Source organism: Micromonospora sp. NBC_01405, assembly GCF_045040155.1.
Taxonomy (GTDB): domain Bacteria; phylum Actinomycetota; class Actinomycetes; order Mycobacteriales; family Micromonosporaceae; genus Micromonospora.
The window spans coordinates 672003-696198 of record NZ_CP109532.1; the positions used below are offsets into that span (position 1 = coordinate 672003).

The 24196-nt window shown below is 73.5% G+C and carries 16 protein-coding genes; 9 read left to right on the forward strand and 7 right to left on the reverse strand.

Annotated features, from left to right (window positions below; all coding sequences use genetic code 11):
- Positions 1 to 3 precede the first annotated feature (3 nt).
- The 5 genes from OG559_RS02215 to OG559_RS02235 form a co-directional block, all read right to left on the reverse strand.
- Complete coding sequence (locus OG559_RS02215; RefSeq protein ID WP_405111763.1) at positions 4 to 1107, reverse strand: transporter substrate-binding domain-containing protein; 1104 nt, start codon at positions 1105 to 1107, stop codon at positions 4 to 6.
- Positions 1108 to 1123: 16 nt separating this feature from the next.
- Positions 1124 to 2437 carry a hypothetical protein gene (locus tag OG559_RS02220; RefSeq protein ID WP_405111765.1) on the reverse strand — a complete coding sequence of 438 codons (1314 nt, stop codon included), beginning with the start codon at positions 2435 to 2437 and terminating at the stop codon, positions 1124 to 1126.
- A gap of 170 nt (positions 2438 to 2607) precedes the next feature.
- Positions 2608 to 3411: a TetR/AcrR family transcriptional regulator gene (locus OG559_RS02225; protein WP_405111768.1), complete on the reverse strand. Its 804-nt coding sequence runs from the start codon at positions 3409 to 3411 to the stop codon at positions 2608 to 2610.
- Positions 3412 to 3471: 60 nt separating this feature from the next.
- The gene (gene rfbB / locus OG559_RS02230) at positions 3472 to 4470 is read right to left on the reverse strand and encodes a dTDP-glucose 4,6-dehydratase (RefSeq protein WP_405111771.1); all 999 of its coding nucleotides are present in this window, start codon (positions 4468 to 4470) and stop codon (positions 3472 to 3474) included.
- A gap of 122 nt (positions 4471 to 4592) precedes the next feature.
- Complete coding sequence (locus OG559_RS02235; RefSeq protein ID WP_405111774.1) at positions 4593 to 5924, reverse strand: hypothetical protein; 1332 nt, start codon at positions 5922 to 5924, stop codon at positions 4593 to 4595.
- A gap of 154 nt (positions 5925 to 6078) precedes the next feature.
- On the opposite strand from OG559_RS02235, the gene OG559_RS02240 reads away from it, so the two are divergent.
- From OG559_RS02240 to OG559_RS02255, 4 genes are all read left to right on the forward strand, one after another.
- Positions 6079 to 6702, forward strand: coding sequence for a LuxR C-terminal-related transcriptional regulator (locus OG559_RS02240; protein WP_387024591.1), 624 nt, complete (start codon positions 6079 to 6081; stop codon positions 6700 to 6702).
- Between the two features lie 113 nt (positions 6703 to 6815).
- A complete protein-coding gene (locus tag OG559_RS02245) occupies positions 6816 to 10514 on the forward strand; it encodes a VWA domain-containing protein (RefSeq protein ID WP_405111776.1) in 3699 nt (1232 codons plus the stop codon).
- Positions 10515 to 10518: 4 nt separating this feature from the next.
- A complete protein-coding gene (locus OG559_RS02250; RefSeq protein WP_405111779.1) occupies positions 10519 to 11145 on the forward strand; it encodes a DUF4255 domain-containing protein in 627 nt (208 codons plus the stop codon).
- Between the two features lie 3 nt (positions 11146 to 11148).
- Positions 11149 to 13245, forward strand: coding sequence for an ATP-binding protein (locus tag OG559_RS02255; protein ID WP_405111782.1), 2097 nt, complete (start codon positions 11149 to 11151; stop codon positions 13243 to 13245).
- A 44-nt stretch (positions 13246 to 13289) separates the two neighbouring features.
- Here OG559_RS02255 and OG559_RS02260 read toward each other — a convergent pair whose 3' ends face one another.
- Entirely contained in the window at positions 13290 to 13649 is a 360-nt protein-coding gene (locus tag OG559_RS02260) for a hypothetical protein (RefSeq protein ID WP_405111784.1), read from the reverse strand.
- Between OG559_RS02260 and OG559_RS02265 the strand changes: the two genes are divergently transcribed.
- Together OG559_RS02265 and OG559_RS02270 are read left to right on the forward strand one after the other, a co-directional pair.
- Positions 13648 to 13797 carry a hypothetical protein gene (locus OG559_RS02265; protein ID WP_405111787.1) on the forward strand — a complete coding sequence of 50 codons (150 nt, stop codon included), beginning with the start codon at positions 13648 to 13650 and terminating at the stop codon, positions 13795 to 13797. The two genes, OG559_RS02260 and OG559_RS02265, sit on opposite strands and share 2 nt — an antisense overlap.
- A 613-nt stretch (positions 13798 to 14410) precedes the next feature.
- On the forward strand, positions 14411 to 15172 hold the full coding sequence (locus tag OG559_RS02270; protein WP_405111790.1) for a DUF4157 domain-containing protein: 762 nt from the start codon (positions 14411 to 14413) through the stop codon (positions 15170 to 15172).
- Between the two features lie 50 nt (positions 15173 to 15222).
- On the opposite strand, the gene OG559_RS02275 is transcribed toward OG559_RS02270, so the two are convergent.
- Positions 15223 to 17088, reverse strand: coding sequence for a hypothetical protein (locus tag OG559_RS02275; protein ID WP_405111793.1), 1866 nt, complete (start codon positions 17086 to 17088; stop codon positions 15223 to 15225).
- 707 nt (positions 17089 to 17795) lie between these two features.
- Between OG559_RS02275 and OG559_RS02280 the strand changes: the two genes are divergently transcribed.
- The 3 genes from OG559_RS02280 to OG559_RS02290 all read left to right on the forward strand — a co-directional run bounded on the left by OG559_RS02280 (position 17796) and on the right by OG559_RS02290 (position 24177).
- Positions 17796 to 21650 (forward strand): hypothetical protein, encoded by a 3855-nt coding sequence (locus OG559_RS02280; protein WP_405111796.1) that lies wholly within the window; start codon positions 17796 to 17798, stop codon positions 21648 to 21650.
- Positions 21651 to 21674: 24 nt separating this feature from the next.
- Positions 21675 to 22340 carry a hypothetical protein gene (locus OG559_RS02285; RefSeq protein WP_405111799.1) on the forward strand — a complete coding sequence of 222 codons (666 nt, stop codon included), beginning with the start codon at positions 21675 to 21677 and terminating at the stop codon, positions 22338 to 22340.
- 307 nt (positions 22341 to 22647) lie between these two features.
- A complete protein-coding gene (locus OG559_RS02290; protein WP_405111801.1) occupies positions 22648 to 24177 on the forward strand; it encodes a phage tail sheath family protein in 1530 nt (509 codons plus the stop codon).
- The last annotated feature ends 19 nt before the right edge of the window (positions 24178 to 24196 follow it).

Genomic DNA, 24196 nt, shown 5'->3' on the forward strand with positions numbered 1-24196 from the left:
CCCTCACCCGGGCGGCCACGACGTGACCGGCGGGCCCGGTGTCGGCTGCCCCCGGTCGGGGTGGTCGGCGAGCCACTGCCGGTGGGCCGTCGACCACACCCCGGAGGCGCGGGTGGACTCCAGGACGTGATTGACGAACCGGGCCAGCTCCAGGCTGTCCGGGTTGTCCCGGGCGAACGCGAAGGCGTGCGGCTCGTCGGTGAACCAGGTGCACGGCCGCCTGCCGTCGTGGTAGCGGCAGAACTGGGCGTTGCCCCGGGGCGGCTCGGTGACCAGCACGGTGTCGGGCGTCATCCGGGTGAAGCCGAGGAGGATGTTCTCGTCCGTGCTGACCGCGTCGACCTGCCCCTGGCGCAGCATGACCAGGCAGTCGATCGGGTGGGCGGCCTGCACCGGCACCGGGAGTGTGCCGTCGGCCGTGCGGTAGCCGGCGATCGCCGCGAGCGAGGTGGTCCGCGCCGCCGCGCAGACCCGACGGCCGCCGAGCTGCTCGATGCCCGCGTACTCCGGCCGGCCGCCGACGCGTCGGACCAGCGCCGTCTGGCCGGAGTCGAGGTAGTCGTTGGAGAAGAGGACCTGCTTCGCCCGCTCGCAGCTCGCCGTCAGCGAGGTGGCGATGAGGTCGACCCGGTCCGGGTGGTCCGGCGCCAGCATCTCGAAGGCGCCCTGCCCGGGCGGCACCACCTTGAAGGTGATCCGCTTGCGCGGCTCCTCCCCCGGCCAGATGGCCCGGGCCACCGCCAGCAGGAGGTCGATGTTGAAGCCCTCGAACTGCTGCGTCTCGGCGTTCCAGTGGCTCATCGTGGCGTCGGACGGGTCGACGCCCGCGACCAGGCCCTGCCCCGACGCCCGGTCGCGGATCACCCGTGGCGGGGTGCCGCTCGGGGCGAAGCTGCTGCGCACCGTGCAGAAGGCGTTGGCCGCATCACCACCGTTGGCGATCCGCTGCACGCCCGAGGGCGCCGCGGTGGGTACGGCGGCGGAGTCCGGCGGGACCGCCGTGCACGCCGCCACCGCCAGCAGCAGGACGCCCGCCAGCGCGGCCCGGGCGGCCACCGGGCCGCCGCCGGGGCGGGCCGCCGAGCGCCCTGTCACCCGTGTCGTCATCGATTCCCCGCCCCTCTCACCGGTACTCGGCCAGGCGTTGCCGCAACCCGACGACGACCGCGGCGCCGGCGAACAACGCGACCCACGCGGCGAGCCCACCGAACTGGCGCGGCGTCGCCGGCAGGCCGCCCACGTGGCCGGCGACCACCTTGTCGCCCTCGTCGAGCCGGTGGGTGAGGGCTGCGGTCGCCGCGTCGAAGGACTCCCCGGCGGGCCCGCCGTCCAGCACCGCGTCCATGGCCCGGCGGAACGCGTCCGGCTCCTGGCTCTGCCGGGCGGTCCACACGGCGGTCAGGGTGGTGCAGTCCATTCCGTCCGGGACGTCGCAGAGCCGCCGGCCGTCGAAGTCCTCGTGGTGGCCCACCGGGTCGACGCTGGCGCCGAGCCCCAGGTAGACGTCCGCGCGGCCGGCCAGCAACGTGCCGAGCCGCTGCTGGGTGGCGCTCTGCTCGTCCACGGCCCGCGCCAGCTCGGGGAATCGGCTGTCGGCGGCCGGCCAGTGCGACCACGAGGCGACGGCCAGGGCCAGGACGGCCACGACGCCCGCCGAGGCGACGAGCAGGCCGGCGTTGAGCCGGCGGCGGGTGCGCCGCCACAGCCACCACTGCACGGCCCCGAGCGCCGCCAGGGTCAGCAGCGGCATCAGCAGAGAGGCGGCCACCCACCACCGGGCGTCGACCCGGGCCTCCCGCAGCAGCCTGGTGTCGTAGTCCCACAGGGTCTGGGCGGCGGTCAGCAGCTCGGTGGACAGGTAGTGGGACGCCTCCCGCGCGTACGCGGAGGCGAGCACCCCCTGGTTGGCGACCGTTCCCGGCCCCTCGGCCACCGCCAGCGCGTCGGAGATGATGCGCTGGTAGACCTGCAACCGGGCGGCGATCGTGGCCAGCTTCGCCAGTCGGTCCGGGTCGTCGACCGCCGCGCCCATCGAGGCGTTCAGCGCGTGCTCGACCTCGTGGATCTTCCGCTGGTAGTCGGCCCTCAGCCCGGCCGCCCGTTCCTCGCGGGGCGGCAGCAGGAAGACGGCGCTGGCGGCGACGTCGGCGTCTGCCAGGCCGACGTAGATCTGGCGGGCGCTCGTGCCGGTCCGCACGGCGGACGCGGCGGACCGTTCGCCCAGCGTGGTCGCCGGACCTCCCGCGCGCAGGGCCACCACGGCCGTGGCGAACAGCAGGGCCGCGAGGAGGAGCCCGTGGAGCACGATCCGCGCGGGGGTCGTGCGGAGCGGGTCCCGCCAGCGCGCCGGGGCGCCCCGGTCCGGCTGGGCCGCGCCCCGGGTCAGCGTCGCGGTCGACGTCTCGGCCCTGCGGCCGGCTTCCACACGTACGGTCATCCGCGCCCCCGTCCGCCCCCGCCGCGCGCTGCCTCCGGCTCGCCGGCCGGGTCTGGCCGGCCCGGATGGACACCGGCGGGGAAGATCCAGGATGGCAGAGCAGCCGGGCGGTCGGCCGCACCATGTCCGGTATCCGACCGGGCCGACAAAGTGGGCGTCAGCCGACGCCGCTATCCGGCGTCGGCCGGGTCCGAGCGGTCCGGTTCGGCCGTGGCCGAACGCTTGGCGACGATCACCGCGACGCCGTCGAGCACCCGTTGGAGGCCGAACTCGAACGCGTACTCCGGCCCGTACGCCGCGCCGTGCGCCTCCCCGGCCGCCGAGCCCACCCGGGAGGCCATCGGATAGCTGCCCGACTTCATGAACCTCTCCAGCCAGGGGGCGTGCGACTGCCACCACTGGCCGTCCGTCATGCCGGTCTCGCGCTCCAGGTCGGCCACGTCCAGCACGGCCCGCGCCGCGCTCTTGACGTGCCCGAGGACCAGGGTGAGCACGGCGTCCATCTCCACGTCGTCGAGGCCGATGCCGGCCACGGCGCCCAGCTCGTAGTCGTACTTGGCGAGCATGTTCGGGCCGAGCACGGGCCGGCTGGTCTCGGCGCGCAGCAGCCACGGGTGGACGCGGTAGAGCTCCAGGTTCTCCCGGGCGGCCTGTTCGAGTCGGGCCCGCCAGCCGCCGGGGACGTCCACCGGGCGCCTGATCTCGCCGTAGAGCGTGTCGACCATGACGTCGAGCAGCTCCGCCTTGCCCGGCACGTACGTGTAGACCGACATCGTCCCGACGCCCAGCGCCTCGCTGACCCGGCGCATGGTGAGCGCGTCGATCCCCTCGGCGTCGGCGATCTCGATCGCCGCCCGGACGATCCGGTCGACGCTGAGCCCCGGCCCGGCGCTGCGGCTGGTCGGCTCCCGGGTGCGCCAGAGGATGGCCAGGCTGCGGGCGGGGTCGATCTTGCCCTTGCGCTCGTTCGACATGGTGCCGCCATCCTATCCAGGGCATACGGTACGGCGTACGGCCCCGGATCATCCGGCAGGCTAGCGCCCGAGGGCCGCGTAGCGGGCCTCGGTGTCGGCCTTCTGCGGCCCCCACCACCACTCGTTGCCCCGGTACCAGTCGATGGTGGCGGTCAGCCCGGCGGGCAGGTCCGCCCAGCGGGGCCGCCAGCCCAGCTCCCGGCGGATCTTCCCGCTGTCGCAGGCGTAGCGCAGGTCGTGGGCGGGGCGGTCCGGGACGCTGTCGAAGTCGTCGGCGGGCCGGCCGAGCAGCGTCAGGGTCAGCTCCAGCAGGGCCCGGTTGCTCCACTCGGCGCCGGAGCCGATCAGGTACGTCTCGCCGACCCTGCCGGCGTCGAGGATCAGCAGCACCGCGTCGTTGTGGTCGTCGACGTGGGTCCACTCCCGCACGTTCTCGCCGGTGCCGTAGAGCTTCGGTCGCCGCCCGAGCAGCACGTTGGTGATCTGCCGGGGCAGGAACTTCTCCACGTTCTGGTACGGCCCGTAGTTGTTCGCGCAGTTCGACAGCGTCGCCCGGACCCCGTACGACCGGGCCCAGGCCCGGACCAGCAGGTCCGAGGCCGCCTTGGTGGCCGAGTACGGGCTCGACGGGTCATACCGGGTCTCCTCGGTGAACGCGCCGCCGCCGTGCAGCGGCAGGCTGCCGAACACCTCGTCGGTGGAGACGTGGTGCAGCCGCCGGTCGTGCCGGCGGACCGCCTCGAGCAGCACGAAGGTGCCCTCGACGTTGGTCCGCAGGAACGGGATGGGGTCGGAGAGGGAGTTGTCCACGTGGGACTCGGCGGCGAAGTGGACCACCGTGTCGCAGTCCCGGACGAGGGCGTCGACCAGGTCGCCGTCGCGGACGTCGCCGTGGACGAAGGTGATCCGGTCACCCACCTCGGCGAGGCTGTCCCGGTTCCCGGCGTAGGTGAGCGCGTCGAGGACGGTCAGCCGCAGGTCCGGCCGGGCGGCCAGCGCCCGGTGGACGAAATTGGCGCCGATGAATCCCGCACCCCCGGTGACCAGCATCTGCTCCATGCCGCGACGCTAGCCGACGCGTCTCGAGGCCGGGTCGAAGTTTGCCACCCGCCGCGGGCGGGCCGGTGACGCGGCCACGCCCACACTGTGCCTGCGCGACGTCGGCGACCCGGCCGGTGTCGTCAGGCCGCCGGGGTGCTCGTGCTGCGGGTGTAGCCGTTGAGCAGGGCGTAGTCGCGGCACTGGCCGCCGCCGCCACCGGCCCCGTCGAGCGTGGTGCCCGCCTTCCGGCAGGTGGCTCGTAGGCTGATCAGCCGGCCGGCGCGGACCTCGATCGGCGACACCATGTGGTAGTCGAGGTCCCGGAAGTTGTTCAACGCCACGGTGAGCACCGTCGTACCGTCCACCACCAGCTCCAGCCGCCCCTCGTCGCCCTGCGGGTTCTGCAGGAAGATGTCGGTCAGCACGAAGACCCGGCGGGACGCCACGGTGTACTGGTCGGTGCGGGTGGCGCCCTTCGCGGTGGTGACCGCGAGCCGACGGCTGAAGGACTGCCCGCCCGCTGGGATACCCGGCACGGGGGCGCTGGGCGTCGCCGACGGCGGCAGTGGCGGGTTGCTCGGGGTCGGCCCCGACGGGCGAGGGCTGGCGGACGCGCCGCCGAGCGCCCGCTGGGCCTTGTCGTCGGCCTGCTGGGCCCGGCTGTCGGCGGCGCTGGCCTGCTGCGCCACCGGGGCCACCTGCTCCTGGGCGACCTCCTCCGCCAGGGACTTCACCGTCGGCCGCAGCAGCGCGTACCACAGGCCGGCGCCGAGCAACGCGAGGACCACCAGCGCGGCGAGGATCCGACCCATCCCCTGCGGCAGCAACGGCTCCTGCACGGTCGCCGCGTCCAGGGTGGCCGGGGGCGTCTCCTCCGAGACGACCGCGACCTGGAAGGGCAGCGTCGCCGGGTGACCGCGCCACCGTAGCCGGCGCGCGCGGACCCGCACCTGGACGAAGGCCGCCTCGCCGGGGGCCACCGCGAGTTGCGGCGGGCGGACCGCGACGCGGAGCCGGTTGTCCGGGTCGCTGCCGGCCAACGTCAGCCCGAGCGGCGTGTTGCCCAGGTTGGACACCGACAGCTCGTGCCGGCCGCCCCAGCGCCCCCGCGAGGTACGCGGCAGGATCTCGGGGGCGATCTCGGCGAACGGCAGCACCCGCACCGTGGCTTCCGGAACGACCTGGCCGTCCGGGTTCTCGGCCGGGGTGACCCGCACCGCGAAGGGCCGCTCGCCGGCCACCACCTGCGGCGACCGGGGTGGCTGGAAGCGGATCACGACCGTCTCGGCCGAGCCGGGGTAGACCGAGACGGTGGGCGGCTCGGCGTGGGCCCAACCGGCGGCGTCGCCCAGCACCTCGAGCACGTACGACTCGACGATCGGGCCGGCGTTGCGGACCTCCAGCCGGCAGCTCGCCTCGCTGCCCGGGCTGACCTCGACGAGGTCGGTGTCCAGGTTCGCGTCGGTGGTCATGGCGCGACTCTAGGTGGATGCCCAGCCGTTCAATCCGCCGTGGAGGAAGACCTTGGGGCAGCGCGGGAGGGCCGTTAAGCCCACGTTGACTGCACGATTGGTGCGGCGGGCGATACTCGGCGTCACCGATCGTCCCAGCGCACCGGGGGTGCTCATGCGACGCGTACCAGTTCACCTGTCCTCCACCGATGTCATCTCGCGCGCCGGGGTGGTCAGCCAGCTTCGGCCCCGGCCGGAGGTGCTGCTGCTCGACGACGCCGAGGCCGACCGGGCCGAGGTGGCGGTGATCATCACCGACGGCATCGACGAGTCGTCCCTGCGGACCCTGCGTGCGACGCGCAGCCGGGGCACGCCCGCGCTGGTGCTGGTGGTGACCCAGGTCGACGACGCCGGGCTGGTCGCCGCCGTGGAACACGGCGTCGCGGGGATCGTCCGCCGGTCGGAGGCCAGCGCGGACCGCCTCGTCGCGGTGGTCCGGGCCGCCGCGGCGGGCGAGGGCGCCGTCCCGCCGGACCTGCTCGGCCGGCTGCTCCAGCAGGTCGGTGCGCTGCAACGGGAGGTGCTCGGGCCGCGCGGGCTGACCTTCTCCGGCCTGGCCGACCGGGAGGTGGAGGTGCTTCGCCTGGTCGCCGACGGCTTCGACACCGCCGAGATCGCCGCGAAGCTCTCCTACTCGCAGCGGACCATCAAGAACATCCTGCACGACGTGACGAACCGGCTGCACCTGCGCAACCGCTGCCACGCGGTGGCGTACGCGCTGCGCAACGGCCTGATCTGAGCCGCGCTGCCTTATCGGGCAGGCCGCACTGCCCGCAGGCCGGCACCGACCGCCGCTACCCGCCCCGCCGGGGGTCGCCACGGTGGGGACAGGGGTGACCACGGGGAGGTGTCGTGCGCTGGGGCAACCGCCGCTGGGGAGTCATGGTGCTCGGGCTGGTGGCCGGGTCGGCGCTCGCCGCGCCCGCGCCACCCGCGCCGCCGGCACCGCCCGCACCGACGCCGGCCCCGCCGGCCGCCGAGGTGGGCTACCGGCTGGGCTACCGCAGCGAGGAGCGCCCGACCCCGGTGGTGAGCGCGGACGCCACCGCCGCGCCCCGTCCGCTGCTGTCCGAGAACGAGCGCGGCGACGCCGAGCGGGACGTCGACGCGCGCGCCGGCCGGCTGGTCTGGGTGGGGCGGCGGGCCAGCCCCGGCGGCGCCGACCGTGGCGGAGGGCTCTACCTGCGCCGCCCGGGCGGGTCGCCGGTGCGGCTGGTCGGCGGCCCCGGCACGGTCGCCCACCCCGCCCTGTCCCCCGACGGCCGGCAGGTCGCGTTCACCAGCGACCGGGCCGGCAACGCCGACATCTGGGTGGTCCGGGTCGACGGCTCCGGGCTGCGCCGGCTCACCGACCACCCGGGCGAGGACAGCTGGCCGACCTGGTCGCCGGACGGGGCCCGGATCGCCTTCGGCAGCACCCGGGGCGACCCGGCCGGGGACGTCTGGGTGCTGCCGGCCGGGGGCGGTGCCGCGATCCGGGTGACCGACGGCCCGGCCGCCGAGGGACAGCCCGCGTGGTCCCCGGACGGCGCGCGGATCGCCTTCACCACCACCCGGTTCGCGCCGGCGGGCGACCCGGCCTTCCGTACGGTGGCCACCGTGGCCCCCGGCGGCGGCCCGGTGACCCGCGCGCTGCCGGGCCCCCGGGACGCCGCGGAGCCGGCCTGGTCCCCCGACGGCGCGCGGATCGCCGTCACCTCCACCCGCGACGACCCCGCCGGGGACGTGTACGTCGCCCGGGCCGGCCGGGTGACCCCGGTCGCCACCGGCCCGCTGCCCGAGCACGAGCCCGCCTGGCGGGGCGGCGACCTGATCTGGACCGCCACCGAGCTGGCCGACACCAGCGACGTGTGGACCGCCGACGCCACCGGCGGGGACCGCCGCGACCACACCGCCCGGCCCGGCCTGTCGGAGACCGGGCCGGCGTTCAGCCCCGACGGCACCCGGCTCGCCTACAGCGCCGACCAGCCCGGCGGCGGGGCCCGGGTCGTCGTCGCCGACGCCTCGGGCGCCGACCCGCGCGCCCTCGCCCCGCCGGGCACCGCCGAGCAGGACCGGGACACCGACCCGACCTGGTCCCCGACCGGCGAGGCGGTCGCGTTCACCCGGCAGCCGTCGGACGACGACGCCCCCTCGCGGATCCTGGTCGTCGCGGTCGCCGACGGGCGGCTCCTCGCCGAGGTGCCGATGCCCCCGCACCTGATCGGCCGCGACGCCGAGCCTTCCTGGTCGCCGGACGGCCGGCGGCTCGCGTTCTCCCGGCTGGCCACCCCCCGGCGCAGCGACCTGGCGGTGCCGAGGGTGGACCGGCCGGCGCTGCCGGGCACCTCGTTCACCGTGGAGCAGTCGCTGCCCACCCCGCCGATCCCGCCCCGACCGGACGTCGTCTTCCTCGTCGACGACACCGCCTCGATGTCCCAGCCCGGTGAGGGCGGGGAGAGCGTGATCAGCCAGCTCAGGGACCGGCTGCCCGATGTGATCGGGAGCGTGCGGGCGAGCCAGCCGGACGCGCGGTTCGGCCTGGCCACGTTCAGCGGGCGCGGCGGCGAGGGGGAGTACGACCCGGACATGTACCTGCCCCGCCAGTCGCTGACCGCCGACGACGCGGCCGTGGACGCCGCCGTGCAGCGGCTCACCGCGCAGAGCCCGTACGGCACGGAGAACTGGTTCTACGCGCTGCGGCAGCTCGCCGGCAACGACCGGATCGGGTTCCGCCCGGACAGCAGCCGGATCGTCGTGCTGATCAGCGACACCGACAGCGTGGACAAGACCCTCCCGCCGCCGGAGGAGGGCGCGATCGACGAGGGGGACCTCACCCGCGCGCTCCAGGCCGCCGGGATCGCCCTGATCGGGGTACCCATCGCCGGCGCGGACTTCGAGCGGGGGCTGAACTACGACGGCGCGGCCGGCCGACTGGCCGAGGCCACCGGCGGCCTGCTCACGGCCAACAGCGACCCGGGGCAGATGATCACGGCCATCATCGAGGCCATCGGGAAACTGAAGGTCACCGTCAGGCCGAGCGCCACCTGCGACGACGGCCTCTCCGTCGCCTTCGATCCGGACCCGGCGAGGGTGGACGCCGGCACGCCGGCCAGGTTCACCGAGACCGTCTCCGTCGCGCCCGGGGCGGTCCCCGGGTCCGTGCTGCGCTGCACGCTGCGCTTCGACCTCGACCCGCCGGAGGCCGGGTCGGACGCCGTGCAGGAGCTGATCGTCCGGGTCGCCCAGCCCGGCCTGCCGCTGGTCCGGGTCGACGACGTGCAGGTCGCCCCGACCGGGCCGACCGGCGCCCAGGTGACCTACCAGGCCACGGCCGTGGACGCGGCGAACCGGCCGCTGCCCGTGCGCTGCGAGCCGCCGTCGGGCTCGCGGTTCCCGGTCGGCCAGACCGTGGTGACCTGCCGGGCCACCGACCGGGCCGGCCGCACCGGCGCCGACACTGCGCTGATCATCGTGTCCGACCCGCAGCTCACCGGCGCCCGGATCTGGCTCGCCCGGCTCGACGGCACCGGCACCCTGACCGTCACCCACCAGACCGACCTCAGCGCCCGGATCGGCGACGGCTGCCCGGCCCGCGAGACGGACCGGTCGCCGGCCTGGTCCCCGGACGGGGCCTCGATCGCATTCGCCGACAGCAGCCGCCCCGCCGACCTGTGCGTGGTCGCGCCCGACGGCTCCGCCGCCCGGCACCCGCTCGCCGCCGGAGACCGGGACGGCCGTTGGGTGGCGGACCCGGCGTGGTCCCCGGACGGCCGGCGGATCGCGGTGACCCTCCAGGGGTCCGAGGAGCCGCCGGACATCGTCGTCCTGCCCGGCGCGGGCGGCCCGCCGACGACGGTCATCCGGCGGGTCGGGTCGGAGCCGGCGTTCCAGCGCCTGCCGTCGCCGGACCTCGCCCTCACCGTCTCCGTCGGAAACCAGCCGGCCTACCTGGGCGGCGACCCGGTCCCCGTCACCTTCACCGTGCGCAACGCCGGCCGCCTGCCGGCCGACAACGTCTGGCTGGACGTCACCCCGCCCACCCCGCTGCTGCCGCCGGTCAGCGCCGACCCGCGCTGCGGGGCCGGACGCCGGCTCTGCCTGCTCGGCACGCTCGGCCCCGGCGGGCAGCAGGTGGTCAGGGTCGTGCTGCCCGCGCGGGCGGCGGTCGTCGCGGCGGTCGCCGGGCGGCTCACCGCGACCGTACGGGAGGTGTCGGCGACCCGCACGGCGCAGGCGCCGGTGCAGGTGATCGCGCCGCGGCTGCGCGTCGACCCGGCGATCGGGCCACCCGGGTTCGTGACCGCCGCCGTGGGCACCGGCTTCCCCCCGGGGGCGACGGTGCGGCTGCGCTGGCAGCCCGGCATCACCGCCACCCCGGACACGGTGACCGTCGACGCGGACGGCAGCTTCCGTACCCAGGTGCTGGTGCTGCGCAAGGACGAGCTGGGCCCGCGCGACCTCGCCGCCGCGCGGGTCTCGGGAGGCCGCGCCTTCGGGCCGGTGCGGGCCACCGAGCCGTTCCTGGTGGTGCCGCGCGGGCTCGACCCGCCCTTCCGGGGCAGGTGGTGAGCGGGTGATCCACGAGGTCGACGACGCGCTGCGCCGGTTGGTCCGCGACGAGGCCCTGCCCGGGTCCGGCGTGGACATCGTGCTGGAGGCGCCGACGAAGGAGTGGGCGGCCCGGCGCAACGCCCCCACCGTCAACGTCTACCTCTACGACATCCGGGAGGACCTGCGCCGCCGGTCCCGGGGCCTGGTCAACGAGTACGACGAGCGCGGCCAGGTGGCCCGGCGGGTCGCCCCGCCCCGCTACATCAAGCTGTCCTACCTGGTCACCGCGTGGACCCAGCGCCCCGAGGACGAGCACCGCCTGCTGTCGTCGCTGCTGCTGTGCTTCCTGCGCCTCGACGCGCTTCCCCCGGCGGTGCTGACCGGCTCGGTGGCCGCGATCGGCATGCCGGTGCCGATGACCGTGGCGCTGCCGCCGCCGGAGGACCGGGCGTTCGCCGACGTGTGGACCGCGCTCGGCGGGGAGCTGAAGCCCTCGCTCGACGTCGTGATCAGCACGCCGGTGGACAGCGGCCGGGTGGTAGAGGCCGGCCCGCCGGCCCGCGACGGCATGGTGGCCGAGGTCGCCGACCGGGCCCGCGACGCCGCCTCCGACCGGGTCCGGCACCGGCCGACCCCGGCCGGGAGCTGAGCCGTGGCCCGGGGGTCGCCGACGCTGCTGCGCCGTCTCCAGCGGGTGGAGCTGGCGGTACGCGCCGCGGTGGCGGCCCGCCGGGAGTCCGACCCGCAGCCCGACGACCCCTTCCGGGGGCTGTACCTGTCCGACGAGGCGGTCGATGCCGCCCTCGACGCCGGCCGGGAGCCTTTCCACCCGTGGCCGGGCGATCCGGCCGACGCCTCGGCAAGGGCGTCGGCCGGATCGGGGCCGGCAGCCGGGGCCGGGCCGACGCCGGCCGGGGCGCCGGCCGGGCCCGGGGGAACCGGGCGGGATCCCGGGCCGGACCGGTTGGCGGCGCTGGCCCGGGCGGCGGGGCTGACCCCGCTGGACGAGGCGCTGCTGCTGGTGGCCCTCGCCCCGGACGTGGACAGCCGGTTCGAGCTGTTCTACGGGTACCTCAACGACGACGTGACCCGCCGCCGCCCCTCGGTCGGGCTGGCGCTGCGGCTGTGCGGGCTGCCCGAGGCCGCCGCGCCGGCCCGGCTCCGGCTCGCCGCCGGGGCACCGTTGATCGACTTGGCGCTGCTGCGCGTCGACTCCCCTGACCGGCCGGTGCTCAGCCGCGGGCTGTGGGTGCCCGACCGGGTGGGCGGCTGGCTGCTCGGCACCGACGCCCCCGAGCCGTCGCTCGTCGGGTTCGCCGAGCCGGTCGGCGCGGCCGGGTCGCCGCCGCCCGGCGCCGAGCAGCTCGGCCGGTCCGGGGCGCGGCTGGCGTACCTGCGGGAGAAGCCGGGCGGCAGCGCGACGGCCCTCGCGGTGGCCGCCCTCGACCAGGCCGGGCGCGGCGCGCTCGCCGTCGACCTGCCCCGGCTCGCGGCCGACCCGCAGGCGGCGGAGCTGGCCACCGTGCTGGTCCGGGAGGCCCTGCTCACCGGGGCGGGACTGGTCGTCGGGCCGGTGCGGGGCGACGAGCCGTGGGCGGTCTGGTCCCGGCTCACCGCCGGTGAGGTTCCGATGCTGGCGTACGGGACGCAGCCGTGGGACCCGGCGTGGACGGCCGGCGCACCGGTGCAGGTCGACGTGGTGCCGCTGAGCGCCGCCGAGCGGGCCGAGGTGTGGCGGGCCGCCCTGCCCGGCCCGGTCGCCGACGGGCTCGACCCTGCCGCCGCCACCGCGCACTTCGTCCTCGGCGCCCCGGCGATCCGGCGGGCCGCCTCGGTGGCCGTCCAGCTCGCCGCCGCCACAAACGAGTCGGTCGGCGCGGCGCACCTGCGCGCGGGCGCGCGTACCCAGAACGCGGCCGGCCTGGAGCGGCTGGCCCGGCGGATCGTCCCGGAGGTCGGCTGGGACGACCTGGTGCTCCCGCCGGGGACGCTGTCGCTGCTGCACGAGCTGGCCGGCCGGGCCCGGCACCGGGACCTGGTGCTGCGCGAGTGGCGGATGCGACCCGGCGGCGGGCGCGGGCACGGGGTGGCCGCGCTGTTCGCCGGGGACTCCGGCACCGGCAAGACGATGTCCGCCGAGGTGGTGGCGGGCAGCCTCGGGCTGGACCTGTACACGGTGAACCTGGCCACGGTGGTGGACAAGTACGTCGGCGAGACCGAGAAGAACCTGGAGCGGATCTTCGGCGAGGCCGCCGGGGTCAACGGCGTGCTGCTCTTCGACGAGGCGGACGCGATCTTCGGCAAGCGCTCCGAGGTGCGCGACGCCCACGACCGGTACGCCAACATCGAGAGCGCGTACCTGCTGCAGCGGATGGAGACCTTCGACGGGCTGGCGGTCCTCGCGACGAACCTGCGGGCCAACCTGGACGAGGCGTTCACCCGCCGCCTCGACGTGGTGGTCGACTTCCCGGTGCCCGACGAGGCGGCCCGGAAGGCGCTGTGGGACCGCTGCCTCGGCGACCGGGTGCCCCGCGCCCCCGACGTGGACCTGGGCTTCCTGGCCGAGTCGTTCGAGCTGGCCGGCGGGCACATCCGCTCGGCGGCGGTGACCGCCGGGTACCTGGCCGCCGGGGCGGGACGGCCGGTGGGGATGGCCGAGCTGATCGGCGCGGTGGGCCGGGAGTACCGCAAGCTCGGCCGGCTGACCCTGGAGAGCGAGTTCGGCCCCTACCTGGGGCTGGCTGTGTGAGACCGCCACCCGGCGACGGAAGATCGCTGCCGGACGCGGGAACGTCACTCCCAGACGGTGACCCGGACGGTGAGCTGCTTCTCGACCGCCCTGGTCACCACCAGCAGCGCGTAGCACCCGGCCGAGGTGACCACGCAGATTCCCCGGCGTTCCAGCAGCCGATCCCCGACCGGGCGGGCGGACGGCTGCCCGTACCCCGCCCGGACGCAGTCGGCGCGCTGCCAAGGACCGGTGCCCGGCAGCGACGCCGCGTACTTCGGGTCCGCACGGCTGACGATGGCGTCGTTGCTGGCGTCGGGCCACCACGAGGCGTACCCGACGTCGCGGCTGGAGCCCCAGTCGTCCCTGGTCGGGTTCCAGTCGGCGGCCGTCGAGTCCAGGTCGTACGCCGTGTAGTCGGCCATGACCAGCGTTCCGCTCCGCCGCACCCGCGCGGAGACAGCCGCCTCGTTGCTCGGCGGGGGCGGTTTCGGCTTCGACGTCGGGGCGGGCCTCGACGTGGGCCCGTCGGACGGGGGGCCGGTCGGGTCCCAGATCGGCTCGGGCGGCTGAGGTGGAACGTCCGACGGCGAGCCGTCCGGAGCCGGGCCGACCGATGAGGGGCTGGCCGACGGCCCCGGGGCCTGACCACCGGCGGCCGCCACGGGCGTCACCGGCGCCACGGGCGGCACGGACCCGGAGACGCTCGGGGCGGGACTGACCCAGTGATCCACCAGTCCGGCGCCCTTCGCCCACAGGGCGGCGACGACGAGCGGGATGACCGCCGAGATGACGGCCGCCTTGAGCCCCCAGCCCTGCATCCAGGACCGGCGGCCCGGTTCGCGGGCGCCCGAGCGCGGTCGCCGCGGCGACATGGGACGCTTCGATCGACGTAGGATCATGAGCCCTCCCGTCCAACATAGACAGTTGCCCGGACCGCTGATGTTAGGTCCGTCCGGCAAGGCGCGGCCGGCGCCGCGACCGCATCGGGACCGTCTGCCGCGATCGGTGTCCGTGAGTGCGTCGACGTGGGCCACCAGGGCGCGGCGGGCTGCCCGAGTGGGCAGTCCGGGCTGCTCCTACGGCTGACCCGGCTCGCCCTGTGCCGGATCGGCCCGACACGAGACCGTCGAGGCGGGAGACCCTGCCGTCATCGCGTCGGGTCGGCCCGGTGAGGAGGCCCGGCATGCGCGGACATCGCGAGTTCGACTCGGAGGCGGCGACACGCCCCGCCGGTGACCGGCCGTCCGGCCCCGAGCGCGACACCGATCACCTCATGTACGCCGCCGCCACCGCCGGCCGCCCCGACGTGCTCGGCGCGTCCGGGCTGCTCGGCCTGCAACGGGCGGTCGGCAACCAGGCCGTCGGGGAGCTGCTGGAGCCGGAACGTTCCCCGGTGCACTCGGTGGTGAACTCCGGCGGCGGGACGCCGCTGGCCCCCGACGTGCGGGCCGACATGGAGTCCCGGTTCGGCGGGCAGGACTTCGGCGACGTACGCGTGCACGCCGACGGGGCCGCGCACGAGTCGGCGAAGTCGGTCAACGCGCAGGCGTACACCGTCGGGTCGAACATCGTCTTCCAGCGCGACAGCTACGACCCGGCGTCGTCGGCCGGGCAGCACATGCTCGCCCACGAGCTGACCCACGTGGTGCAGCAGCGCAGCGGCCCCGTCGACGGCACCGACCAGGGCGGCGGGTTGAAGGTCAGCGACCCGTCCGACCGGTTCGAGCGCGAGGCCGTCGCCAACGCCGACCGGCTGATGTCCGCCCCGGCCACTCCCGCCCCGGCTGCCGCCGCCCCCGTCCAACGGGCCGTCGAGCACGACGGGCACGACCACCCGCAGGTGCAGCGCGCCGAGGAGATGTCCGAGGAGGACGAGTCGGCGCAGACGTACGTCCAGCGGCAGGAGGCCGGCGAGGAGGAGGTTGAGGAAGACTCGACCTCCTGACCTCGCCGGCCGTCCCGGTCACGCCGATGGTGCCGGTGCGCGCAGGCCCGTCAGGCGACCCGGAAGGAGTACGACTTCGCGACGTAGCTCTGCTTCCCGTCGGGGCGGACGGCGTACACACTCACGGTCTTGAACCCGCGTGACGGCGGGGTCCAGGTGACCGAGGCGGTGCCGTCCGGCCCGGCCGCCACCGTCTGGTACGCCGAGTCACCGGTGAACTTGTACCGGTACTCGCTCACCTCGTCCCAGTTGGACGGCCGCGAGAAGACGAACGTCCCCGGCACGCCGATGCCACCGGTGGCCTGCCCGATGCCGGGATAGACCGTGGAGGAGACGCCCGGCGGCTGGTGGTTGAAGCGCAACGACCACGACGCCTCCGAGGAGACCCAACCGTTCGTGCTGCGGCTGCGTGCCGTGAGCTGGTAGCCCGTCGGTTCGTCGGCGGTGAAGGTGACCGTGGCACTGCCGTCCGGACCGGCCGGGACCGTCTGCTTCGTGCCCCCGGTCAGCAGATACTCGTACTCGGTGACCGGAGCGACCCCGGCGTGCGGCGCGATCCGGACGGTCACCTCGTCACCCCAGTCGGGCTGGTCGCCCACCACCGTCACGGTCGGGTCGGTGTCCGGCACCTGGATTTCGTAGCGGGTGTCGGCCGACCGGTTGCCCGCCCGGTCGAGCGAACGCACGACCAGCGTGTTCAGGAAGTCCCGGGGCGGGCTCAGCGTCAGCGTCGCCGAACCGCCCGGAACGTCGGTCTGCACGGTGCCCGGCACGGTCACCGGATCCGGGCAGACCAGTTGCCCGAGGTCGCCGTAGGCGCACCCGGACACGGGAATCGACTCCCAGGCGTACGCGAAGCCGACCACGTCGGGGTTGCCGCCGCCGGAGAGGGTGAACACCCCCGGCTCGCCGACCGGGGTGGGGCCGACGTTCGACCTCGGATAGTTGGCCGAGGTGACCTGGGCGGCCGGCGGTGCCGTGCGGTCGACCGTGAAGTAGCAGGTCCGGGACCAGGCGGAGGTGTCCAGACCGTCGGAGGTCCGGGCCTGCCAGGCGTACGTCGTCCCGTCGACGAGCGCGGTGTCCGGCACCTGGACCGTGATGATCCGGCCGGACTGACCGTGCTCCTGGCTCAGTTCGACCCGTGCCGCCGGATCGCCGACCGGCCAGACACCGACGTCGAGCCGCAAACTGTCCCAGCCGTCGGCGTCGTTGCCGACTGCCTGGAGGGTCGCGCGCTGGGCCGGCAGCGCCGGGTAGGGGGCCTGCTCCCGGCACGGGAAGCCGCCGTTGTAGAGGTGGTCGCCGTCAACCGCCGGCAACGAGTTGTAGGTGACGCTGAACTGCAACCGCTTGTACCAGTTGAGCTGGCGGCCGTAGCTGAGGTCGCTCTCGTGCTGCGCCGACACCCGCAGCTCGACGGTGATCCGCCCGTCGTCCTCGCGGGCGTCATTGAGGGCCGCCGCCGAGACGTCGAACGCCAGATCGGCCGGGCAGTACGTCGAGTCGCCCGCCTCGTCCAGCTTCTCGATCTCCGCCGGCGCACCCGCCCAGGTCGGCGTCTGCGTCACCGCTGCGGTACGCCAGATCTCGACGGCCCGCTTCGGGCACTCGGCCGCGCTCTGCTCGCGGATGAACACCTTGCCACCGATGATCTGCCGCGCGGCGAAGCCGGTCAGGTCGAAGGTGGCGTAGACCCGGGACGTGTGGAGCTGACTCGCCCCGTCCTGCCAGGTGCCCAGCGGGGCGTTGGTGTCGCCCTCCCACTCATGGGCGACCTGCGCGTCGGCGGAGTCGGTGTAGCCGATGTGCAGCGGTATCTGACTCTCGTGATAAGGAGCCGCGGAGGCCGCCCCCGGTGCCGACACGACGGCGAACCCGCCGGCACCGACCACCGCCACCAGGGCAGTGGCCAAGCTCCGGCCCGTTACTGACCATCTCAAAGTGACAACCTCTCCCCGTATGCCTGCGAACCCCGAAATGACGCAGCGCATCGACGATCGTAGGCACCTCTGGTTGCGTCGTCCACGTCTTTAGCCGTCGACCGACACTTCGCGAATCTGCCTCCTCGGCCTCCTGGTGGAGCGGACAGCCGAAGGTCCGGCCACGCGGGCGCTGCCCCATCGGGCAACTTTCGCGGCACTCCGAAGAGGCCGCACGGTCAGTGACCAGTGACTCCGGGTATCGGACGCTCGTTTCCACGGTGAACTGACGGTGGCGTGCCCGGCCCGGGAGGTACAGCGTGAAGGCGCCGGCCGAGGAGCGAGGTGCGGAACGCGCTCCGGCACGCCCGGCAGCGCCTGCACCGACCCGGCCGGCTGACGACTCGGACACCACGACCCCAGCACACCGAGGCCCTGGGGCCCGCCCCTTGAGCCCGGCCGTGGCTCAGCGGTTGCAGGGGGCAGCCGGCAACCGGGCCGTGTCCGCCCTGGTGGCACAGCGCAGGGCGGCTGGATCGACCGCGCGTCGATCGCCGACCACCGCCCGATCGACTTCCGGCGGCAGGGCATCGAAGACGGGTTCGGCATCGTCCTCCTCCTCGGCAACGGTCCAGCCGACGACGGCTCCGGCAACCGGTGGTGCCGGTCCGGAGGTTGTCGACCCGTCGGTCCACGTACCGGTGCAGCGGCTGGCGACCGACGCCGGTCCCGTCCACCGCCCCGGGCCGCAGGCCGACCCGAAGTTCGCCGCGCTGAAGGCGGACGTGCGGGGCAAGCAGCAGGTGCTCGGCGCGCACCCACCGGCAGCGTCGGAGGCGTCGAAGGCGCAGGGCGCGGCGAAGGCGCCGCAGGACGACAGGGAGGCCCAGGGCAAGGCGGCGAACGCGGAGAAGATGAACGCCGCCAAGCCCCGCGAGTTCGACAAGGCCGCGTTCGTGCGCGCGGTCAACGAGGCGATCGCGGCGCAGGCGCCGAAGAACCTCGACGAGGCCGACAAGTTCGGCGACTCGGGCAAGGCCGACGCGGTCAAGGGACAGGTCCAGGGCCAGGTCACCGACGGCAAGAAGGCCTCGGCCAACACGATCGAGACCACGACCAAGGCCCCGCCGGACACGTCCCAGGCGGTCGACAAACCCGTCACGCCCCTGGTGGTGGACAAGCCCCCCGCCACGCCGGGGACGCCGGACCCGGCGAAGGCCGTACCGGACAAGGCGCCGCCGGCGGCGACGGACCTCTCCGGCGGGCCGAAGCAGGTCGACCAGCAGATGGCCGACGCGCAGGTCACCGAGGAGCAGCTCGCGAAGTCCAACGAGCCGGAGTTCACCGGGGCGCTGAAGGAGAAGGACGCCGTCGAGCAGCACGCGGCCACCGCCCCGGGCCAGGTGCGCGCCGCCGAGGCGCAGACCCTGACCGGCGCGAAGGCGGCTGCGGGAGCCGCCGGGGCGACGGCGATGACCGCCCTCGCCGGGGACCGCAAGCAGGCGGGGCAGGCGGTCGGGGCAGGCAAGGAGCAGGCGAAGTCCGCCGACGAGGTCAAGCGGGCGCAGGTCACCGCGACGTTGCAGAAGGTCTTCGACGCCACGAAGAAAGACGTCGAGGAGATCCTGTCCGGCCTGGACAAGAAGGTCGACGAGAAGTTCAGCACGGGCGAGAAGGCGGCCCGGGACGCGTTCACCGCCGAACACACCCGGCTGATGGACGCCTACAAGGACAAGCGTTACTCGGGGCTGCTCGGCAAGGGCCGGTGGATCAAGGACAAGTTCGCCGGGCTGCCCGACGAGGCCAACCAGATCTTCGTCACCGCCCGCAAGGGCTACGTCGACCGGATGCAGCAGGTCATCTCCGGCGTGGCCGACGTGATCGGCGCGGAGCTGACCCGGGCCAAGCAGCGCATCGCCACCGGCCGCACCGAGTTGCAGGCGGCGGTGAAGGGTCTCGCGCCGGAGTTGCAGGCCATCGGCAAGGAGGCCGCCGGCGAGTTCGCCGGGAAGTTCGACGAGCTGACCGAGTCGGTGAACAACAAGGGCACCGAGCTGGTGCAGACATTGGCGTCGAAGTACAACGAGGCGCTCAAGTCGGTCGACGAGGAGATCGCGGCCGAGAAGGAGAAGAACAAGGGCCTCGTCGCCAAGGCCGTCGACGCGGTCGCCGGGGTCATCAAGACGATCATGCAGCTCAAGGACATGCTGATGGGCGTCCTCGCCAAGGCCGCGCAGGCGGTCATGGCGATCATCAAGGACCCGATCGGCTTCCTCGGCAACCTGGTCAGCGCGGTCGGGGCGGGCCTGAAGCAGTTCATGGCCAACATCGGCGAGCACCTGAAGAAGGGCCTCGTCGGCTGGCTCACCGGGGCGATGGCCGGCGCGGGGCTGGAGCTGCCGGCGAAGTTCGACCTGCGCGGCATCGTCCTCATGGTCGGCTCCCTGCTCGGGCTGACCTGGGCGTCCATCCGGGGCCTGATCATCAAGCGCGGGGTGCCCGAGCCGGCGATGGGCGCGGTCGAGAAGGCCGTGCCCATCGTCCAGAAGGTGCAGGCCCAGGGGCTCGGCGGCCTGTGGGAGGAGATCCAGGACAAGGTCGGCGACCTCAAGGCCAACCTGTTCTCGAAGATCAGCGAGTACCTGATCCCGACCGTGCTGATGGCCGGCATCACCTGGATCATCTCGCTGCTCAACCCCGCGTCGGCGTTCGTCCGCGCGGTCAAGATGATCATCGACTTCGTCACGTTCATCGTGACCCAGGGCGCGCAGATCCTGGAGTTCGTCAACTCCGTCCTCGACGCGATCATCGCGATCGCGGGCGGCGGGACGGGCGGGGTGCCCGCGCTGATCGAGAAGGCCCTCGCGCGGTCGGTGCCGGTGCTCATCGGGGTGCTCGCGGCGGTGCTCGGCGTCGGCGGGATCGCGCAGCGGGTCCAGAAGTTCTTCAAGGGCCTCGCCGCGCCCGTCATGAAGGCCGTGGGTTGGGTCGCCGACAAGGTCGCCGCGATCGGCAAGAAGCTGTGGGCGCGGCTCAAGGCCCGCGCCAAAGCGAAGCGGGAGGCCCGCAGCAAGCAGCCGGGCGACCTCCGAGGTGGACTGCGGGCCGCGTACGGGCTCCTGCGCAGAGGCAACTCGGTGCACCAGGTCGAGGACGGCCTGCCCGGCATCCAGAAGCGGTACCGGCTGGCGAGCATGCGACTTGTCGTCGAGTCACGTGACGACAACTTCACCTACGCCCACGCCGAAGGAACAGTACAGCGGACGAGCACGGCGACCACCGCCATTCCGGCGGGCCCCGGAACCGGGCAGGGTGGCAACGAACGGGAGGACAACCGCAAGAAGCTGGTCAACGCCAAGCTCTTGCACCACGGCGGCCTCTTCGTCGACAAGGTGCTGGCGTACTGGTGGAAACGCCAACTGGAGAAGACGCGGCTGTGGGACGGACCGGCGATTCTCCAGAACACACACGGCACCGGGCAGGCAAAGCTCAGCCAGTCCCCGTTCCAGCAGCAGGTCTACGGCAAGTTCTTCGCCGGGCGACGCACCGACCCGCAGTCAGCCAACGCGTGGGACGGTGAGGTCTTCAAGAAGGGCAGCGGCACCCGCGGCGAACTGGTCGAGACCCTCGGAAAGCACGCCGAGGGCGCGCTTCGACCGGCCGTGATCGCCCACGCGAACTCGCACCCCGACGCCGCGCAGTACGCGAACATGGCGTTCGATTCCGCCGAGGACCCGTACGGGGAATTCGATCCGCTGCCGGCCGGCAGCAAGGACGCGAACGTCGATCTCGTCAAGGCGGTTGGCGACTGCGGTGGGATCATCGACTTCCTCCGTGTCGTCGGCGGCGGCGGTCAGTCCAACGGCATCGGCTTCGTTAAGTTCAAGCAGCTCTGGGACGAGGACAGCAACTCGAAGAACTGGATCAAGAACCAGTTCCGGCTCGCCGACTCGGGCAAGCACGAGTGGATCCCGACGAACTACATTGCACGGGTGTTGGAGGTGGCGGTGGGCCGGAGCTCCGAGGCCGCGCGTGGGGCGCAGATCGCCCAGGACTGGATCACCCTGCAGCATGCGCTCCGCTCGTTCACCAGCCACGTGGTCTGGCAGGTGAGCCTGGCGCCGGACGCCGCGGAGGTCGGCAAGGAGGGCATCCAGGCGCACGTGGGCGGCTTCACGAGGGCCGGCAATCCGATGTTCAACGGCAAGGACGGCAAATGGCACAAGGATCTCCGCGCCTATTTCGACGATTTCGTCGCGGGGAACCCGACCGCCGCACCGGCGGAATTCCTCGACAGACTGCTCGACAAACTCGACAGTGGTGACCTCATGTGGGATGGTGACCTGGCTGACGTGAACCCGTCACTCCACGGTCTTCCCATCGACGCGGTATACAAAGTGGTAACGATCAAGGGCGAGGGCACCGCGCAAGAGACAATCGAGATCAGCCACGAATCCGGGCTGACCATCTCCAAACTCGCGGCTCTGCAGTCTGTGAACTTCAACCGGGTACGCCTGGACTTCACCCGCGCCCGCGCCGCCCTGAAGGTCACGTGACGCTGGAAGGGAGTAAGCAGCCCCATGGCTCATCCTCTCGACCCCGCCGTTGCCGAGGCGCTGGAGCAGGCCGCCGGGCACGCCCCCCCGCTGACGGCCGCCGAATGGGAGCAGATTACCGAGCTGCACGTCACTCACGCCCGAAGCCTGAATATGATTGCCAACTGTCGATCGCTAGAAATGTTGATCATTAGTGGCTGCGATCCGGTGGAGGTCGCTCCGCTGGCGGACCTCAGCGGGCTGGCCGCACTGGTTGTCAACAACAGCGGCCTGGTGTCCCTCGTTGGCATCGAGCGTCTACCGCTGTTGCAGATCGACGTGTCGAGGAACCTCGTGGAGGACCTGAGTCCCCTGCTGGAACTGCCCGACGCGCAGAACGTGAACACCGACGGCAATCCGCTCTCCGTCGAGTCGTACGAACGAATCATTCCCGAGCTCCGGCGACGGGGCGTGCGGGTCACCTGCTCCGAACGGCGGGAATGGGAACTCACCGCGCGGATGCGAGACGCCGGGCTACCGTTCTGCTGCTACCGCAAGGCCGGCAAACTTCGTCTCAACAGCCCGGGGCTACGGCACACGCGGCTGCCCGAGTTCGGCCACCCGGTGGTCACCGAGGACGAGCTCGAACGACTCCTGGCGGAGAACCCCGACGGCGTGTACGAACTCTTCGCCCGCCGCGACCAGATGTGAACAAGCGGCCCCAGGTCGTCTGAACCCCCGCCGCCGCCTACGCCTTGGGATCTGTCAGCAAGTGGCACCAGCAGCCACTTCCGACCGCTGCCGGCTGCCGGACGGCCGCCCGGGGCCGTGCGGGCCGATTGCCTCCCACGGCGGTCGACAAGGGGCCCTTCTACGACAGAAGACGTCCACAAGGTGCCCTTCCTTCGGCCAGTGCCTGAACGGGCAGCGAACGGTTCCCGATCAAGCGGCCCGGCGGACGTGTGAAGCCCCGCACGTACGCGGGACGCTCGACCCGACCGAGGGACGAGGAGGCGGGATGCCCAACTACCTGGCGCCGGGCGTGTACGTCGAGGAGGTGGCCGGCTCCCGCCCGATCGAGGGCGTCGGCACGGCGGTCGCCGCGTTCGTCGGCTTCGCCGCGCAGGGGCCGTTCAACACCCCGACCCTGGTGACGAACTGGAGCCAGTACTCGCAGATCTTCGGCGAGTTCGCCCCGGACTGCTACCTCGGCCACGCCGTGTACGGGTACTTCATGCAGGGCGGCGGGGCCGCGTACATCGTGCGGGTCGGCGGCGACCGGGCCAGCGACGAGGCCCTGCCTGCGGCGCCCGAGCCGACCGCGATCCTCGGCACGTACCGGGTGGTGGCCCGCGCCCTGCCCGAGGGCGTCCCGGACGACCTCTCGGTCGAGGTCGCCGACCCGCCGGAGGGCGCGGGCGAGGACCGGTTCAACCTCGTCGTCAAGCGCGGCGGTCAGGTGGTCGAGACGTTCGAGTCGGTAACCACCAAGCGCAGCAAGGACAACGTGGTGACCGTCGTCCGCGAGAAGTCCAAGCTGATCACGATCGAGGAGGCGGCGCCCACCGGCCAGCTCGCCCGGCCCACCGGCGGCGAGGTGGAGCTGATCGGCCCGGGGCCGACCGCCGCGCCCGAGACCGTCTCCGCAGACGAGTACGTGGGCGACGCGGCGGAGCGGACCGGGTTCGGCGGCCTGGAGGCGGTCGACGAGGTGACCATGGTCGCGGTGCCCGACCTGATGGGTGCCTACCAGCGTGGCGCGATCGACCTGGAGTCGGTGAAGACCGTGCAGTCCGCGGTGATCGCCCACTGTGAGCTGATGGGCGACCGGATGGCCATCCTGGACCCGCCGCCGGGGCTGTCCCCCCAGCAGGTCAAGGAGTGGCGCACCGACCAGGCCGGCTACGACTCGAAGTACGCCACGCTCTACTACCCGTGGATCAAGGTGTTCGACCCGGTGACCGGCACCAACCGGTTCATGCCGCCGTCGGGTCACCTGGCCGGGGTGTGGGCGCGCAGCGACGGCGCGCGGGGGGTGCACAAGGCCCCCGCGAACGAGACGATCCGGGGCGCGGTCGCCCTGGAGACCCAGCTGACCCGCGCGGAGCAGGAGCTGCTCAACCCGATCGGCGTCAACTGCATCCGCGCGTTCCCCGGCCGGGGCATCCTCGTGTGGGGTGCGCGCACCCTGTCGTCCGACCCGGCGTGGCGGTACCTCAACGTGCGGCGGCTGTTCAACTACCTGGAGGAGTCGATCCTCAACGGCACCCAGTGGGTGGTGTTCGAGCCGAACGACGACGCCCTGTGGGCCCGCATCCGCCGCACCATCAGCGCGTTCCTGGTCAACGAGTGGCGGCGGGGCGCGCTGTTCGGGCTCACCCCCGACGAGGCGTTCTACGTCAAGTGCGACCGGGAGACCAACCCCGCCGAGAGCATCGACGCCGGCCAGGTGGTCTGCCAGATCGGCGTGGCCCCGGTCAAGCCCGCCGAGTTCGTCATCTTCCAGCTGGCGCAGATGTCCGGCGGCACCAGCCTGGTCAACGAGTAGTCCCCGCAGCGTCAGGAGG

Coding starts and splice junctions, on each gene's coding strand:
- OG559_RS02215 (WP_405111763.1), bottom strand. CDS start 1,107: ATGACGACACGGGTGACAGGGCGCTCGGCGGCCCGCCCCGGCGGCGGC.
- OG559_RS02220 (WP_405111765.1), bottom strand. CDS start 2,437: ATGACCGTACGTGTGGAAGCCGGCCGCAGGGCCGAGACGTCGACCGCG.
- OG559_RS02225 (WP_405111768.1), bottom strand. CDS start 3,411: ATGTCGAACGAGCGCAAGGGCAAGATCGACCCCGCCCGCAGCCTGGCC.
- rfbB (WP_405111771.1), bottom strand. CDS start 4,470: ATGGAGCAGATGCTGGTCACCGGGGGTGCGGGATTCATCGGCGCCAAT.
- OG559_RS02235 (WP_405111774.1), bottom strand. CDS start 5,924: ATGACCACCGACGCGAACCTGGACACCGACCTCGTCGAGGTCAGCCCG.
- OG559_RS02240 (WP_387024591.1), top strand. CDS start 6,079: ATGCGACGCGTACCAGTTCACCTGTCCTCCACCGATGTCATCTCGCGC.
- OG559_RS02265 (WP_405111787.1), top strand. CDS start 13,648: ATGACCAGCGTTCCGCTCCGCCGCACCCGCGCGGAGACAGCCGCCTCG.
- OG559_RS02260 (WP_405111784.1), bottom strand. CDS start 13,649: ATGGCCGACTACACGGCGTACGACCTGGACTCGACGGCCGCCGACTGG.
- OG559_RS02270 (WP_405111790.1), top strand. CDS start 14,411: ATGCGCGGACATCGCGAGTTCGACTCGGAGGCGGCGACACGCCCCGCC.
- OG559_RS02285 (WP_405111799.1), top strand. CDS start 21,675: ATGGCTCATCCTCTCGACCCCGCCGTTGCCGAGGCGCTGGAGCAGGCC.
- OG559_RS02290 (WP_405111801.1), top strand. CDS start 22,648: ATGCCCAACTACCTGGCGCCGGGCGTGTACGTCGAGGAGGTGGCCGGC.